This window comes from Flavobacterium sp. UBA6135 (assembly GCF_002428305.1).
Taxonomy (GTDB): domain Bacteria; phylum Bacteroidota; class Bacteroidia; order Flavobacteriales; family Flavobacteriaceae; genus Flavobacterium.
This window is the reverse complement of record NZ_DIVJ01000012.1, coordinates 1-17,099: the sequence shown is the minus strand read 5'-3', so window position 1 is coordinate 17,099 and position 17,099 is coordinate 1. Positions and strand designations below refer to the sequence as shown.

Sequence of the window (17,099 nt, the reverse complement as noted above, 5' to 3'; positions counted from 1 at the left end):
CCCTTTGTTAGGAAATCTTAAGAAAATCAGTCGTAAAACCTTCCTTAATAGCACGAAGCTACTCGAATGTCTCTAATTTGGCATCAAAATACTTCCAATTTAATCAATATTCATTTCATCATGGCAACGCTATTCACTCATGGTCTTTTAAAGCCTTTGTATTACTAGTAAGTAAATTTTCGTCTGCTATAGTCGGAACTTTTTTGGTTCATTATTTAATGGTTTCAATACTAGTTGCTTTGTAGGTGGCTTTTTGATTGTCGGCAAAAGATAATAACTCTTCCATAGATAGTTCATTTTTGACAACCGGATTCCAATAACAGTAACTTTATCTTTTACTTTTATTAATTTGTCTTGAAAAACCTGCTCTAGTGTCATAGCTGTGACGGTTTTTGTCTTATTCGTTTAGGGTATACTTAATTTGTAAAGTAGGCTACCTTCACCAATTTCGCATAAAAAATAAATTTTAAAATCCTTTCCAAAAATATTCTCCTCTCAACGCAAGAGTGTCTATCTTGACGTAAAAACCATCTATAATTACAATTTCATTACAACGTTACTCATTGATAAAAGAGAACTGGAGATGCCGTTAAATAAAACACTTTAACAGAACTAAATCATAAAAATAATTCTAAAAGCACTGAATTACTTCCGTGGGTTAATAAATAAAACTACCTTTGCAAAAATTTTTAATTCATTACAAATGAAACACTTATTTCTTACTTTACTATTGATTACAAGTTATGGTTTCAGCCAAAACATCTCATCTGAAAACATAGATTTTTTGATTTTGAAACAACCCAAAGAAAACATTGATGTTGCCAACCGATTATTGAAAGTAACGGTTACCTCTCCATATAATGTAACTGCTGATGATGTAATTAAAAAATCAAAAGCAGATCATCAGGCAGCTTTAGATAATTATTCAACTGTTCTTGCCAACAGCGAAAAAGAATTTAAACAAAAATTAGTCGACCACGATGAGGAAGTGGTAAAAGCAAAAGAAAAGTTTGAAATGGAATCAGCGGAATTTAAAAAACTTTCCATGCTTGAGCGTTTAACAATGACCGAACAAGGAAAAAACCCAAAATTAGTAAATCCAATCAAGCCGGTATATGTGAAACCAACTCCACCGGTTTATAGAGAACCCAACTTAAACGACCACATTATTGTAAACAATAGTGTTTTGTCTTCGCAAATAAATGTGGAAGGTTTTACAAAAGATGGAAGTTATTTGGATGTAGCAGTTAACATCAGCGAGGTGCAATTTCAAGACAATGCCGGACAAACGTTCGCCAACCAACCTACCACCCTTGTGGTGAAAGTAAATGGTGTAGAAAAAATCAATACCAAGTTCTTCGAGGAGTTTAAATTCATATCTTCTTCGCCTAGCAATAATATCAACAAAGCTTTGGAAGAAAAGAATCACTTGAACAAAGTAGTTGCGTTTTTAAACCAATATTTGAATGATAATTTCGGTTTCCAATCGATGAAAAAAACAATAAAATTGGAAAAAGTAAAAAACAAAGGAGAGTATGATGATTTGGAAAAAGCACATGTTTTTGTAACTACCAATTTGAAAAAATTACAACCTTCAGAACCGGAAAGAACAGCAGCAGCGGTTACTGCAATGCAAAAAGGAATCGATATTTGGTTGGATACACTAACTAAAGTAGATTTTAAAAAAGATTCAAAGTCAGTTTTGAATGCTAAAATTGGAAGATATATTTATTTCAATCTAATCCGTTTAAATTTGGGTATGAACCGCAAGGCAGATGCTGAAAAATACTTGAATGAATTTCAAGAAAACTACATTGGCTTAAAATTGAGCTACGATGAGCAAAATGAGTTGAAAGCATTAGAAAGCGAAATTTATAAAAAGTAAGACATTATGAATATTCGATTACTATTGATATTACTGATTTTTGCAGTGGGAACCACAGTTGCACAAAAAGCTGAATTTGGTGAGAAGTTTGATTATGATACAAAAAGTGAATTAGATCCCAAATTTGTTTTGATAGATAACTACAATTACTATTTGTTGAGTGCAGTAAATAAAACAGGACTAGGATTAGCCAATAATCAAATCATTCTTCGAAAATTTGATCAAAAGAACACACTAGTTGAAACAATTACACATCCTTTTCCGGTTTTGGAGGGAGGCGGAACCTTACATAACTTTATAGGGTCATTTGCTATTGGCTCAGAGAAAGCAGTAGTTTTTACACAAAGTTATTCTGGAAAATCGAAAAGAGATGAGGTCTACCAACACGTTTATGATAAAACTACTAAAAAGTTTACCAGTACATTAATTATGGGTTTTCCCATAACTTCAGTTTTTAAATCAGGTAATGTGAAAGTAGTTAAGTCTGAAAACGGAGCTTTTTTCTTTGTAAATTACATGACAGGTTTGTCAAGAAAAGAACCGGAAGTAAATCAATTAATGGTGTTAAATGGAAGTAGTTTAACTACTGAATGGAAAAAAGAAATAACATTCACTAATGATTTTTTAACGCATCATATAATTGGAACCAATTCCGGTAAAGCAATTTATGTGAGAAATCCAAACAGTCATAAACAGGATAATTATTTGGAAGTCATTTCTGAAAATGAGCAAAATGAATTGAAAATCGGCGAAAATATCAATATCCATGAACCGGTTGCTATTTCAATTGAAACCCAAGATTATTTGTTGGCTTTTAATCATACAACTAAAGGAATTAGACGAGGTGATTTTGGCGACTTACTTCTTTATGATTTGAGTTCAGGTACAATACTACAAAACAACCGAATTGATGGTTTTAATTCTGTTGCTAAAATTAAAGAAGTAAACTTTCGATATATTGTTATGCAAAACAATGAAATAGCAATTTTTACGCAAGCTAAAGTAGATGCTACACCTAAACCCACTCCTGGAACAATGGGTTTTCCTGAGAAGAAATTCACATATGGCCCGTCGTTTTTGATCACTTTAAACTTTGAAGGGGTATTAAAATCAATGAAGTCAATCCCTTCTTCCAGCAACAACGAAGCCGATTTGTATCATGCCTACGGTTTAGTAAATGCAAAAGGACAATGGTATGTTCATACAGGATTTGATAATGGTTTTTACAAATGGGAATACCTTTTTAACAATGAAAAATTAAGCAGTTCAATTGGATTTCATTTCCATGACGATGCCTATTCGGGAAAACGCATACAATATATCAATCAGTTGTTGCATTATTTCCCTGATACAAATAAATTCTTGTTCGCTAAGATTACTACCGCTAATGACAGAACACAAATGGCAGTAGGAACGTTTTCTGATGTAAAATAAGGTCAATAATTTATTAAAAAAACCGATTAAATGTAGTACAAATGCTATATTTAATCGGTTTTTTGCTTACTGATTTAACCCTACTTGCTCTGTTCCATAAGTGAATCAAATCAAATCTTTAACTACTTTATCCGATTTTAGTTTCTTGTGCTAGTAGATTTTAAAAAGCCCAAATATTAGAATAAATTTTATATAGATAAAACGTCGTTTCATTCAAATTGGTCTTGCTTTTTTCGCTTTAGGTAGGTTCATTGGAGAAAATATTTTTAGTAATTTACAATGAAGTTGATTTAAGAATTTAAAAAATCGCTTTTGTTCTGAAATCTATAAATTTTAATGAGTAAACTAATGATTGAAAAAACTAAATATTTTGCATTCATGATTAAATTTCAGGAATTTAAACTGATGATAATCAATAAATAAACCAAATATAAAAACTTTTAATTTCTTACTGTCATTAACCTAGCTTTTTCTTACACATGTCTTCAACAATAGAAACTATTAACGACAGAATCAAAGAACTAAAAAATCAATCACAATAAACTACCTAACAAAATTTGTATTTTTGAATAACTGAACAGAAGAATAAGCTTTTAAAATAGATAAACCCATGACAAAAAATAAAACCCATGAAACAGCAATCAACCCAACTGATTTCATCCACAGTTTCGTAGAAAACGATTCCAAAAAAGAAGACAGTTTTCGATTAATAGAATTGATGCAAGAATGGTCTGGTTTTCCACCTAAAATGTGGGGGCCAAGCATCATTGGTTTTGGTAGTTATCATTACAAATACGCCAGTGGTCATCAAGGTGACGCTCCTTTAATTGGCTTCTCTCCCAGAAAAGCTGCTTTTTCATTATACGTATATACGCCATCAGAACAAAGCACACCTCTTCTTGATAAGCTAGGCAAATATAGAATAACAAAAGGGTGTATTTATATCAAAAAATTATCAGACATTGACCTAATGGTACTCGAAAAATTTTGCATGGAATCGATAGCCTATCTAAATGAACATCATGAATGTGCTTGCCATACAAAATAATATCCAAATAGATATCGTTACACTAAAACAATCAAAACTACCAATCAAATGAGTACTACAAAACAACTAACCCCAAACCAAACCGAGGAATTGATTCTAACCTTATACCAACGTTTTGAAAAAAACAAAAAACGCCACCCAAATCTTGATTGGTTACCTATAAAAGAAAAGCTGAAACAAAATCCCAATAAACTGTGGTCTTTATATCAAATGGAAGAAACCGGGGGCGAGCCCGATGTGATAGCATTTAATCCCGAAACCAATGAATATACTTTTTGCGATTGCTCCTCAGAAAGTCCAAAAGGAAGAAGAAGTGTTTGTTATGACCCGGCGGCATTAGCTTCTCGTAAAGAATACAAACCAAAACACAGTGCTGTTGGGATGGCCAAAGAAATGAATATTACTCTTCTTTCCGAAAAACAATATGCCCAGTTACAACAACTTGAACCCGTTGACCAAAAAACCTCAAGTTGGCTTCTTACGCCGGAACCCATCAGAAAATTAGGAGGAGCCATTTTTGGTGACACCCGATACGGAAGAGTTTTTACGTATCATAACGGAGCCGAATCCTATTATGCAGCAAGAGGTTTCAGAGGAATAGTAATTGTATAGTAATGTCATCTAATAGACGATAAGAAAACGCAGAACACTGCAAAAAATAGCATAAAAACCATGCAAATCCTAGCAAAAACAATAATCATCAGTTTCGGACTTCTTTTTATCTTTAGCGGTTTTGTCATGCTCATAAAACCTACTCTTTTCCGAAGATGGATTGCCTTGGCCGGAAGTACAAACGCAATCAACTATACAGAAATTACTTTGAGAATGGTTCCTGCAGCTGCTATGATTTATCTCGCAGCTACATCAAAATATCCCATAGCGTTTCAGGTAATAGGTAGTTTTATGATTGCCACTTCCTTGGTGTTATATTGTATTCCGAGACAAAAACACCACGAACTTTCACGCAACTTTGCCAAAACTTTAAAGCCAATATACCTTCGTTTACTAGCTCCGCTAGCTTTCACCCTCGGAATTCTACTAATTGATGCACTATTTTAGAGTAGCAATAAGAACCATTTAACTTCCTGCAAAACGAGTTCCAAAAACGCCAACAGCCAATTCAGCCCAGACCAAAAAGAGAATTATAAGCAACACACCACACAACACCACCCTATGTTTAGTTGAGCGAACCAGTCTTAAAACCAATTCACACAACAAACCCGTTCCTAAAAGCAATACACCTGCTGCGATAAAGTCAAATGCATCCCATTTTACTCCATCTGTAAACTGCATCGCTACAAACGGAACCAATAACAGCACTCCAACCAATCCGACAATTATCGCAAGTCTTTGGTTTGGCGTAATTTTAATTAATTTGTTTTCCATTTTTTTTATGATTTTTTAAATTTACAAGGACAGATGATTGATATCCAACTTCAACAACGATTCAAATATACAAAAGTACTTTGAATTACAAAGTGAAAACAATTATTTTTTTATTTCTATCTAAAAAAATATCATAATGAACAATCCCAAAATTTAAAGCAGTTCCAAAACAGAAAGATTTTCAAACCGCAACCTAAAATTTGAAACCAAAAAACTTACCTCCCAATATTCCGAATCATCCCACCAAAAATAAAATAATGAAACGGGACCAAACTAAACCAATACAACCTACCCAAAAGTCCTTTCGGTCTGAATGTGGCAATCTGATGTAGCACGTTATCCTCGTCAATTCTAAATTCAAGCCAAGCTTCGCCGGGCAAACGCATTTCTGCAAAGAGCAATAGTCGCTTTTCCTCTTTGTTTGCCAACAAAACCCTCCAGAAATCCAACGAGTCACCGCTTTCCAGATGAAAGGGATGCGTTCTGCCTCTTCGTAAACCCACACCACCAAACAACTTATCCATAAAACCACGAATTTGCCACATCCAATTTCCATAATACCAACCTTTGGCACCACCAATCGTCCATATGTTGTCTAGTACCTTTTCCGGATTATCGATTTTCATCTTCTTTTCATCCTTCAAACAACCAAACGTGGGCACTTGAATAAATTCAGATAAATTATGTTCAAACCTACCACTTACTAAACTATCTTTCCAGCTAGATATCACTAAGTTCTGTTCAATTTTAATAAAAGCCAACCGAATGGCATCTGCATACGAAATCGGTTTGATGCCTAAAAGTTGCTGCAAACGGTTGTCGTTACAAACCACTTCCATTTTCATACTGTCCACCAAATTCATAGCCAACTTATAGGAAGTTGAAGTCACAAAATACAACCAATACGAGGAGAGTTTAGGCGTCATCACCGGAACTGTATAAATCCAGTTTCTAAAACCTCTGGTCTTGGCATATAATTGCATCATTTGCTTATACGTCAATACATTTGGGCCGCCAATATCAAAAGAATCATTATAACAATCTTCCCGAAGCAAAACTCCCATTAGATATTGAATGACATCTCGGATTGCAATGGGTTGTGTTTTGGTCAACACCCATTTTGGCGTAATCATAAACGGAAGTTTTTCACACAAATCTCTAATAATTTCAAAAGAAGAACTTCCGGAACCCACAATAATTCCGGCACGAAGCACCGTAACGTTAAAGTTGCCTTGGTATAGAATGTCCTCTACGTTTTTTCGCGATTGCAAATGTTTGGAAAGCGTATTGTTATTTACAATGCCACTCAAATACACCACTTGTTTTACACCGATATGGTTCATGTAACGATTGAAATTTTCTGCAGCCTTTGATTCCATCGTATCAAAAACCTCAGTTGATGACGACATGGAATGAATGAGATAGTACGCCACATCAACTCCCTTTGGACATTGATTAAAAGCCACTTCATCCAAAAAATCAACCTCCCAAACGGTAACTGTTTCCAAAGTAACTTTGTCTAAAGCCAAGCGATTTTTATCTCGAACACAACACACAATCTCGTGTCCCGCCGATAAAAGTTCAGGTAACAAACGACGACCAACATAACCGTTGGCTCCGGTAAGAAGAATTTTCATGAACGCTAATTTTCTTAAAGGTATAAAGAAAAGCGATTGAACAATCGTTAAATTGTTTTAAAGATGTTTACGACAGAGCTACTGATATACTGCACCCCGATAGCAATAACTATAAATCCTATAATTCTTGAAATTGCCACAATACCTGACGCTCCCAATATTCGGGAAAGGTAATGAGCACTTTTTAAGACCAAGAAAATAACTAATGCAACACCAAGAATGGCAAGAACAGCAATAATCTTTTCACTGATTTTTGAATAATCCTGATAAAATGCAATCAACAAAGATATAGAACCCGGACCCGCCAACATTGGAATAGCAAGAGGCGTCAAGGCAATTTGGTTACGCGTTTGAGCATCATTTTCTACTTTTTTGTTCACACCTCGGGTTTTGTTAAACTTTCCCGTTAATAGAGAAAAACCGGAACTTACAATGATTAAACCACCGGCAATTCGCAATGCATCAATGCTGATGCCGAAAAATTTCAATACATATTCTCCAATAAAGAACGAGATAATCAAGATGATAAAAACGTTTAAGGCGGTCAATAATGAAACCCTTGAGCGTTCAGATTTGGTATAATCTTGCGTTAACCCAACAAAAATAGGTACAGCACCCAACGGGTTTAATACCGAAAAAAGAGCAGCGAAAATGTAGATAAATAGTTCCATTGTTTTTTTGCAAAATAACGACAACCTCAAATTTCTTAGGTTATCAAATCAATAAAACAAAGTTACTATAAATCGTCAATATAAGTAGGAGAATTTTCAGCTTTAAATTGATTTAATTTTTCCATGAACGCATTTACGCTTTTATTTTTTGGCGGAGCATCAACAGAAATAGTATGATAATCCATATGAAAAGTAAACGAATTGCCCGGTTTGAAAATCACTAATTTATAAAAAGGAATCACCAGCGAAAAAGTCTCCAATAACGACCGAAAGCGAATGATTATTCCTTTTGGTCGCAATTCAATGTTGCAAAAATTACGGTTGTTATCATACGAGAGAAGCGTCGCAATTTCTTCACTTGTTTTGATAATATCCAATCGGGGAGAACCAATTCCGTTGAGCTTGATGTTATCAATTAAACCAAATGGTTTTCCAACCAATTCATTGATAGCCTCGTTAATTTTCTTCTCGTTATAGGAAGTATTGACTAGCATTTTTTGTTTAAAATTACAAAATCATTTGAAAAACAAAACAAATGTTAATATAGCTTTAATAGTTGTTCAATGATTATTAAAGTCTTCAAAAAGAAGTACCTTTGCACAATAGAAGTATAAGATGAAAAAAACACTAGTCATTGGTGCAACCACCAATCCGGAACGATACGCTTACATGGCTGTCAACAGTTTACTTGAAAAAGAACATCCTGTTGTAGCTATTGGCAAAAAAATAGACGAATTAAAAGGCGTTAAAATTCAAGTGAAACAAATCCCTTTTAAAAACATTCACACTGTTACGCTCTACATCAATCCTGTAGCCCAAAGAGACTATTATAACTACATCATTGGCCTGAAACCCAAAAGAGTCATCTTTAACCCCGGCACTGCTAACCCTGAATTTTATGCTTTGTTAGGAATCAACAACATTAAGGTTGAAGAAGCCTGCACGTTGGTTTTACTTTCTACGAATCAGTATTAAAAGTTGTCTTTTTTCGGATTAAGAGTAAACCAAAGAAAGTAAGCATTCCGTTTACAATTAAGATCTCAAATCCAAAAGCAAACCCAAACCAAACGTCACTATACAAGTTCAAAACAATCGAACTCAACACTGCGGTTATAGCTACCAAAGGAACCCATTTGTCTTTGACATTCCACTTGGTAAACAAACCAAAGCTGTAAAGCCCCAATAATGGACCATAAGTGAAACCGGCGAATTTCAACACTTTATCAATCACACTGGCATCTTCCACAAAATATTTAAATCCTAAAATAACAATTACAGAAACCAAGACAAACATCTTGTGAATTTGTTTCCGAATAACCACCTGTTTCAACGTATCATACTTCTTTTCTATTTCTAAAATATCAATACTAAAAGAAGTGGTCAACGAAGTCAATGCACTATCAGCACTTGAATAAGCAGCAGCAATTAATCCTAAGATAAAGAAGAACGCAACCCCAATGCCCAAGTATTCATTCGCCAATATCGGAAACAATTGGTCTTTATGTGCATCAATATTGTATTTCAAAGCATATTCTGTAAATAACAATCCAAGAGCTAAGAACAAAAAGTTTACAAAAGTGAGCACAATCGTAAACCAAAACATATTCTTTTGAGCATCCTTTAAACTTCTACATGTGAGGTTCTTTTGCATCATATCCTGATCCAATCCGGTCATAACGATGGCGATAAAAGTTCCGGATAAAAACTGTTTCCAGAAATAATTTGGCGAGCTCACATCTTCAAAAAAGAAGGTTTTAGAAAAGTCACTTTCCGCAATAAAACCGGAAAGTGTGGAGATGTTCAAACCTAAATCTTGTGAAACAGTCACAATACAAACCACAACAGCAATTAACATAAACAAGGTTTGCAATGTATCCGTCCAAATGATGGTTTTAATTCCTGATTTATTGGTATAGACCCAGATCAAAGCAATGGTAGCAGTAACGGTAAGCCAATAAGGAACATTCAATTTGTCAAATACTAAAGTTTGCAACACATCAGCAACCAACATCAAACGAAGATTTGACCCGACAGTTCTGGAAAGGATAAAAAACCAAGCACCTGTTTTATAAGAATAACGACCAAACCGATCGCCTAAATAGGTATAAATTGAGGTTAGGTTTAGTTTGTAATATAAAGGCAGCAATACCGTTCCAATCACAAAATACCCTACAATGTAACCCAAAACCAACTGAAAATAGACAAATTGAGATGCTTCTACTTTACCCGGAACGGAGATAAAAGTCACTCCTGAAAGCGACGCACCAATCATTCCAAACGCCACCAAATACCATGGGGAGTTTTTGTTAGCTTTAAAAAAAGCATCATTGCCTTCTCCCTTTTTACTTATCAAACTGGAAATTAAGATGAGTAATCCGAAATAACCAAGAATAAGCAATAAAATTGAAGTAGGTTCCATGTGTGTTTATTTGAAAGTGCCAAAATACAAAAAGCAATTGTACGACGTAACTTTTCAAATTAAAATATAGCGATAGTGATTCTAAATCCTCACAAAAAAATGTACTTTTGTGACTATGGAATTTTCATCAAAACTTATTGAACAAGCTGTCAATGAAATGGCACAACTTCCCGGAATTGGAAAACGAACTGCTCTTCGTTTGGTTCTACACATGCTAAAGCAACCAGCTGAGCAAGTCAAGTTTTTATCGGAAGCTTTATTGAAAATGAGAGAGGAAATAAAGTTTTGTAAAAGTTGTCATAACATTTCCGACGAGGAAGTTTGTGACATTTGCAGTAATCCACGACGAAACCAATCCTTAATTTGTGTAGTAGAAGACATCCGTGATGTAATGGCAATTGAAAACACAAGGCAGTTCAATGGAATTTATCATGTGTTAGGCGGAAAAATTGCTCCAATCGAAGGTATCGGACCAAGCCAATTGAACATTAATTCATTAGTAGAAAAAGTAAAGTTAGGCAGGGTGGACGAATTAATTTTTGCCTTGAGCTCAACCATGGAAGGCGATACAACTGTTTTTTACATCTACAAACAATTAAAAGGTGTTGCGGTAAAAATATCTACCATCGCTAGAGGGATTGCTGTTGGAGATGAATTGGAATATGCAGATGAAATAACCTTGGGTAGAAGTATTCTGCAGCGAGTACCTTATGAAAATAGTTTGAAAAGCAGTTAATTACAAGCAAGTTTTTTGATTTTGCTTTGGATAAACTATATTTGTTTGCTAAAACTGAAATTTTACGGCTCTGGGAAAACCTATTCTGTTCTATTTCCATCTTTTAATTGATATTAATACATGCTGTCTAATGAATAAGAGCTTGTTTATTGCATTTCTTTTACCTGTACTTCTTTCCATTTCTTGCGTACCACAAAGTGATTTGACCTATCTACAACAAAAGAATACCCAAACCAATCAAATCGTAAATGAGGTTTCAAAAAAACCATACCGTGTGCAATCAAATGATGTGTTGGTGATTACTATTAAAACCTTAGATCAAAAGTTATCCGAGATGTTCTTAGCTTCAGCTAATACGGGTGGGCAAAGATTACAAAGTGAACAAGCTTTATATTTTGAGGGTTATACCGTTGATGATCATGGTTCGATTCGTGTTCCGGTATTGGGCGAAGTTTTTGTTTTGGGAAGCACAACCGATGAGGTGCGTATTGAAATTGAAAAACGACTTTTAGACGAGTATTTTAAAAAGGAAGCCAACGTTTTTGTTAATGTGAAATTAGGTGGTTTACGATATACAATCAATGGTGAAGTTAATAGTCCGGGAACAAAGCTTTTATTTCAGGAGAAGGCGAATATACTCGAAGCTATTGCTAATGCCGGTGACATAACCATGGTGGGAGACCGGAAAAATGTGTTGTTAGTTCGACAAATGCCTCATGGTACTGAAATGTATTCACTCGATTTAACAGATGCTTCCGTAATGCAATCGCCTTATTATTACATTCAACCAAACGATTATATTCTGGTAAATCCTTTGAAACAAAAATCATGGGGAACGGGAACAACTGGTATTCAATCCATTTCAACATTAATCAGCATATTGTCCTTGGTTACAACGGTAATAATATTAACAAGTAGATAAAAAAAATGCTTGACTCAAAAGACTTTTTGCTTTTTGAAAATCAAAATAAATTTGATTTTAAAGGGTTTCTGATAAAAACACTCAGTTATTGGAAGTGGTTTTTAGCCAGTTGGTTAATTGCTTTTACATTGGCTTATAATGTGAATGTGAGAAAAGAAAAAATTTATGCTCTAGACAATACTATAGCCATAAAAGAAGAAAGCAATCCGCTTTTTACCTCAAATACCAGTTTAATTTTTAATTGGGGAGGCACCTCAGATCAAGTGCAAAATGTAGCCATGACACTTCGTTCACGAACACACAATGAAGATGTGGTCGAGCGTTTGGAATTCTATTTGGATTATCTAAAAAAAGGAAAATACTACATGGAGGATGTTTACGGCAGAACACCTTTTACAGTAGAAGTTACCAAAGACAAAGAACAAATTTTAAATACGCTTATAGACATTACTTTTATAAATGAAAATGAATTTGAATTGGAAATCCCAATTACAAATGAGGAGGTGCGTGTTTACAATTATGCCGCCAGAGAAGCAAGTTTCACGTTTGCTACATTAGGTACTTTAAAAAAGCGATATAAAGTAGGCCAAAAGATCAACTTGCCTTTTTTAAATATAGCAATTCAACTTACGCAAAACCCGGGATTTATTACCGATAAAAAATACCATATCAAATTCAATGATTTTGATAATGTAGTGTCAAAGTACCGATTGATTAAAACCGATATTGAACCTAAGGCTCCATCAATTATTAAACTTACCTTACAAGGCACCAATAAAGCCAGATTGGTAAAATACCTGAATGCAACGGTTGAAATCTTAATCAAGAAACAATTAGATCGCAAAAATAAATTTGCTACAAACACCATCAGTTTTATTGATAGTACCTTAGTGGATATGGGTAATAAACTGAAAGAGAATGAGGATGAAATGAAATCATTCAGCAAAGACAAAGATGTCTTTCAAATTGAATCCGGTGGGCAAGCCTTAAGTCAACGCCTTTTGGAATTTGAACTGCAAAAAGATGCCATTAACAGAAAGATAGCCTACTACAATAACCTTAGAAATTATCTAACTAAGAGTACGGATTATTCAAAATTACCGGCTCCCTCTGTGGCTGGAATCGAAGATCAAAATATTGTTGCTAATGTGTCCAAATTAATTCTGCTTTCAACCGAACGGGAAGAAATGGCCTATACCGTCAAAAATGAAAAGCTGTTCAAAGACTTTGATAAAGACATCGAAGCGTTGAAAAAAGTAATTCTGGAAAATATACAATCAGCCAAATCCGGACTTGATTATGATATGAATCAAGTCAATGCTAAGATGGGACAAATTGATAATGAAATTAAAAAGTTACCGGTTGCTACGCAAGAGTTGATGAAAATCACTAGAAAATTTGATCTCAACAATGTTATTTTTACCAAGTTTCTTGAAAAAAGAAACGAAGCCGACATAGTAAAAGCCGCCAATTTATCTGATTTACATTTCATTGATACGGCCAAAGATATCGGTAAGGGACAAATCGGCCCTAATACCGGAGTGAATTATATCCTCGCTTTTTTACTGGGATTACTAATTCCACTTATCATCATTTTTACCATTTTCTTTTTAGAAAATTCAATTTTGAATACCGAAGAAATCAGTAAACTTACAAAAGTGCCAATCATAGGTGTGGTTGGGATTAAAACAACAGAATCGGATTTGGCTGTTTTTGAAAAACCAAAATCTGCATTGGCAGAATCTTTTAGAGCGATTCGTTCGTCATTACAGTTTTTATACAAAAAGAAAAATATTGAAGGAACAAAAACGTTAATGGTAACGTCATCCATTAGTGGGGAAGGTAAAACCTTTTGTTCTATTAATATTGCAACCGTTTTTGCATTGAGTGAAAAGAGAACGGTTGTTTTAGGTTTGGATTTACGAAAACCAAGGATTTTTGATGACTTTAAAGTTAAAAATGATATTGGAATTGTGAATTATCTGATTGGTCAGAAAAGTTTAGAAGAAATTACTCAAAAAACACATATACCCTATTTGGATGTAATTACTTCCGGACCTATTCCACCAAACCCATCTGAGTTGATTATGGGTGATAGTATGAAGGAAATGATGGACTCGTTGAAAGATAAATATGATTACATTGTTTTAGATACACCGCCTATTGGTTTGGTTGCAGATGCTATTGAGTTGGCACCTTATGCAGATGTGACGCTCTATGTGATGCGTCAAAATTATACCAAAAAAGACATGGTGAATTTATTAAACAACCACAGCGAAAGAGGAGAAATTAATAATGTAAGTGTTATTTTTAATAGTTATGAGTCTAAGGCCAAGTATGGAACAGGATATGGCTACGGTTACGGCTATGGCTATGGCTACGGGTCTTATGCAAGTGGCTATCATGTTAAAGATGAAAATCAAGGCTTTTTGGCTAAACTATACTCGCGGTTCGTTAAGAAGAATAAATCGGGGAGTTAGGAAATAAAACAGGATATAATGAAGATTTTAATTACGGGGGGAGCGGGTTTTATTGGTTCAAACCTAACGGAATATTTTTTGAATAAAGGATATCATGTTACGGTATTGGATAATTTTGCTACCGGTCATCATAAGAATATTGCTCCTTTTTTGGGACTTGAAAATTTTCAATTGATTACGGGAGATATTCGGAATGGTGGGGATTGTGAATTGGCGGTTAAAGGGATAGATTTTGTTTTGCATCAAGCTGCGTTGGGTTCGGTGCCGCGGTCGATTATGGATCCGGTGGTGAGTAATGCCGTAAATGTGAGTGGGTTTTTGAATATGTTGGTGGCTTCACGTGATGCGGGTGTGAAACGATTTATTTATGCGGCTAGTTCGTCTACCTATGGGGATTCGGAGGGGTTGCCTAAAGTGGAGGAGGTGATTGGGAAGCCTTTATCGCCGTATGCAATTACGAAGTATGTTAATGAATTGTATGCTTCCATTTTCAGTTCTACCTATGGGATGGAGACGATTGGGCTGCGGTATTTTAATGTATTTGGCAGACGACAAGATCCGAATGGGGCTTATGCGGCGGTGATTCCGAAGTTTGTAATGCAGTTCATGAATCATGAAAGTCCGGTGATTAATGGAGATGGGAATCATTCTCGTGATTTTACCTATATTGACAATGTGATTCAAATGAATGAGTTGGCCATGCTGACTACTAATCCGGAGGCTTTGAATACGGTTTACAACACGGCTTATGGCGATCGAACGACGTTGACGCAAATGGTGGGGTTGTTAAAAACCTATTTGTCGGAGTTTGATGCTGCTATTGCAGAGGTACCGGTGATTCACGGACCAAATCGTCCGGGAGATATACCGCATTCTTTGGCGAGTATTGCGAAAGCACAACAATTATTAAATTATTCACCTCAATATTCCTTTCAACAGGGTTTACAAGAAGCTGTGAAATGGTATTGGGACAACTTAAAATAAATTACGAATGAAAATTACAAAAATTTGCTGTATTGGAGCCGGATATGTGGGTGGTCCTACCATGGCAGTTATTGCACAGAAATGTCCGGATATTCAAGTTACGGTAGTGGATTTGAATGTGGAACGCATAGCGAAATGGAACGACCCCAACGTGGAAAATATTCCCATTTACGAACCGGGATTGAGTGCCGTGGTGGCCGAAGCCCGAGGTAGGAATTTATTTTTTTCAACGGAAGTGGATCAAGCAATTGCCGAAGCTGAAATGATTTTTATATCGGTGAATACGCCTACCAAAACATATGGTACCGGTAAAGGTTTGGCAGCCGATTTAAAATATATTGAATTGTGTGCCCGACAAATTGCCCGTGTGGCCAAGACCGATAAAATTGTAGTGGAAAAATCAACGTTGCCTGTTCGAACGGCGGAAGCGATTAAGAGTATTTTACACAATACCGGCAATGGGGTGAAATATCAAATTTTATCCAATCCGGAATTTTTAGCGGAAGGTACGGCCGTGGAAGATTTGTTTGCTCCGGACAGGGTGTTGATTGGTGGTGACGCCACTCCGGAAGGGCAACAAGCCATTCAAGCGTTGGTGGATGTGTATGCGAGATGGGTGCCTACTGAACGTATTCTGACTACCAATTTATGGTCTTCGGAATTGTCGAAGTTGGTGGCTAATGCTTTTTTAGCTCAACGGGTTTCGTCGATTAATTCCATTTCGGAATTGTGTGAAAAAACAGGGGCTAATGTAGCGGAAGTGGCAAAAGCCATCGGTATGGACAGTAGAATCGGACCGAAGTTTTTGAAAAGTTCGGTGGGTTTTGGCGGTTCTTGTTTCCAAAAGGACATTTTGAATTTGGTGTATATTGCTAAGTCCTATGGTTTGCACGAAGTGGCCGATTATTGGGAACAAGTGATTTTGATGAATGACCATCAGAAACGACGTTTTGCGAAAAATATCGTGACGACTTTATACAATACGGTGGCCGATAAAAAGATTGCCTTCTTGGGTTGGGCTTTTAAAAAAGATACCAATGATACTCGAGAATCGGCTGCGATTTATGTGGCTGATGATTTGTTGAACGAACATGCCAATGTAGTGGTGTATGATCCTAAAGTTTCTGAAAAACAAATGTTGGATGATTTGGATTATTTGGCTACGCGTTCGGTTTCTGAAAACCATCGTTTGCTTCAAGCGGCTTCGGATCCGTATGCGGCTTGTGAAGGAGCTCATGCTATTGCTGTTTTGACGGAATGGGATGAGTTTAAGACGTATGATTGGCAACGCATTTATGAGAAGATGAACAAACCTGCTTTTGTGTTTGATGGTAGGAATTTGTTGGATGGGAAGGAATTGACGGGGCTTGGGTTTATGTATCAGACGATTGGGGCTTAGGAAAGTTGCGGGTTTGAAAGTTGCGGGTTGCGGGTTGGAACGCTGATGAGGCGGATTTTTCTTGTGGAGTCAGATTTTTTTCTCGCAAAGACGCAGAG

Annotated in this window: 16 protein-coding genes; 11 read left to right on the top strand and 5 right to left on the bottom strand. The window is 35.7% G+C overall.

Annotated features, from left to right (window positions below; genetic code table 11):
- Nucleotides 1-703: 703 nt before the first annotated feature.
- The 5 genes from B3L86_RS03815 to B3L86_RS03795 all read left to right on the top strand — a co-directional run bounded on the left by B3L86_RS03815 (nt 704) and on the right by B3L86_RS03795 (nt 5,426).
- On the top strand, nt 704-1,885 hold the full coding sequence (locus tag B3L86_RS03815) for a hypothetical protein (RefSeq protein ID WP_291115199.1): 1,182 nt from the start codon (nt 704-706) through the stop codon (nt 1,883-1,885).
- Nucleotides 1,886-1,891: 6 nt separating this feature from the next.
- The gene (locus B3L86_RS03810; RefSeq protein WP_291115197.1) at nt 1,892-3,319 is read left to right on the top strand and encodes a hypothetical protein; all 1,428 of its coding nucleotides are present in this window, start codon (nt 1,892-1,894) and stop codon (nt 3,317-3,319) included.
- 610 nt (nt 3,320-3,929) lie between these two features.
- Nucleotides 3,930-4,367, top strand: a complete 438-nt coding sequence (locus B3L86_RS03805) for a DUF1801 domain-containing protein (protein WP_291115195.1) — start codon at nt 3,930-3,932, stop codon at nt 4,365-4,367.
- 48 nt (nt 4,368-4,415) lie between these two features.
- A complete protein-coding gene (locus B3L86_RS03800; RefSeq protein ID WP_291115193.1) occupies nt 4,416-4,979 on the top strand; it encodes a DUF4256 domain-containing protein in 564 nt (187 codons plus the stop codon).
- A gap of 60 nt (nt 4,980-5,039) precedes the next feature.
- Nucleotides 5,040-5,426: a hypothetical protein gene (locus B3L86_RS03795; RefSeq protein ID WP_291115191.1), complete on the top strand. Its 387-nt coding sequence runs from the start codon at nt 5,040-5,042 to the stop codon at nt 5,424-5,426.
- Nucleotides 5,427-5,444: 18 nt separating this feature from the next.
- On the opposite strand, the gene B3L86_RS03790 is transcribed toward B3L86_RS03795, so the two are convergent.
- The 4 genes from B3L86_RS03790 to B3L86_RS03775 all read right to left on the bottom strand — a co-directional run bounded on the left by B3L86_RS03790 (nt 5,445) and on the right by B3L86_RS03775 (nt 8,555).
- Nucleotides 5,445-5,753 (bottom strand): hypothetical protein, encoded by a 309-nt coding sequence (locus B3L86_RS03790; protein ID WP_291115190.1) that lies wholly within the window; start codon nt 5,751-5,753, stop codon nt 5,445-5,447.
- A gap of 215 nt (nt 5,754-5,968) precedes the next feature.
- Nucleotides 5,969-7,390, bottom strand: coding sequence for an SDR family oxidoreductase (locus B3L86_RS03785; RefSeq protein WP_291115188.1), 1,422 nt, complete (start codon nt 7,388-7,390; stop codon nt 5,969-5,971).
- Between the two features lie 47 nt (nt 7,391-7,437).
- Nucleotides 7,438-8,061: a MarC family NAAT transporter gene (locus B3L86_RS03780; protein ID WP_291115186.1), complete on the bottom strand. Its 624-nt coding sequence runs from the start codon at nt 8,059-8,061 to the stop codon at nt 7,438-7,440.
- 65 nt (nt 8,062-8,126) lie between these two features.
- Entirely contained in the window at nt 8,127-8,555 is a 429-nt protein-coding gene (locus B3L86_RS03775) for a hypothetical protein (protein ID WP_291115184.1), read from the bottom strand.
- 121 nt (nt 8,556-8,676) lie between these two features.
- Here B3L86_RS03775 and B3L86_RS03770 point away from each other — a divergent pair, with 121 nt between their 5' ends.
- Nucleotides 8,677-9,036, top strand: coding sequence for a CoA-binding protein (locus B3L86_RS03770; protein WP_291115182.1), 360 nt, complete (start codon nt 8,677-8,679; stop codon nt 9,034-9,036).
- Here the strand turns inward: B3L86_RS03770 and B3L86_RS03765 are convergent.
- A complete protein-coding gene (locus tag B3L86_RS03765; protein WP_291115181.1) occupies nt 9,020-10,480 on the bottom strand; it encodes a sodium:solute symporter in 1,461 nt (486 codons plus the stop codon). The two genes, B3L86_RS03770 and B3L86_RS03765, sit on opposite strands and share 17 nt — an antisense overlap.
- A 115-nt stretch (nt 10,481-10,595) precedes the next feature.
- On the opposite strand from B3L86_RS03765, the gene recR reads away from it, so the two are divergent.
- From recR to B3L86_RS03740, 5 genes are all read left to right on the top strand, one after another.
- On the top strand, nt 10,596-11,216 hold the full coding sequence (recR, locus tag B3L86_RS03760; RefSeq protein WP_291115179.1) for a recombination mediator RecR: 621 nt from the start codon (nt 10,596-10,598) through the stop codon (nt 11,214-11,216).
- 130 nt (nt 11,217-11,346) lie between these two features.
- Nucleotides 11,347-12,138 carry a polysaccharide biosynthesis/export family protein gene (locus tag B3L86_RS03755; RefSeq protein WP_291115177.1) on the top strand — a complete coding sequence of 264 codons (792 nt, stop codon included), beginning with the start codon at nt 11,347-11,349 and terminating at the stop codon, nt 12,136-12,138.
- A 5-nt stretch (nt 12,139-12,143) separates the two neighbouring features.
- Entirely contained in the window at nt 12,144-14,618 is a 2,475-nt protein-coding gene (locus B3L86_RS03750) for an exopolysaccharide transport family protein (RefSeq protein ID WP_291115175.1), read from the top strand.
- A gap of 18 nt (nt 14,619-14,636) precedes the next feature.
- A complete protein-coding gene (locus tag B3L86_RS03745; protein WP_291115173.1) occupies nt 14,637-15,602 on the top strand; it encodes an SDR family oxidoreductase in 966 nt (321 codons plus the stop codon).
- Between the two features lie 7 nt (nt 15,603-15,609).
- Nucleotides 15,610-17,001, top strand: coding sequence for a UDP-glucose 6-dehydrogenase (locus B3L86_RS03740; RefSeq protein ID WP_291115171.1), 1,392 nt, complete (start codon nt 15,610-15,612; stop codon nt 16,999-17,001).
- Nucleotides 17,002-17,099: the final 98 nt, after the last annotated feature.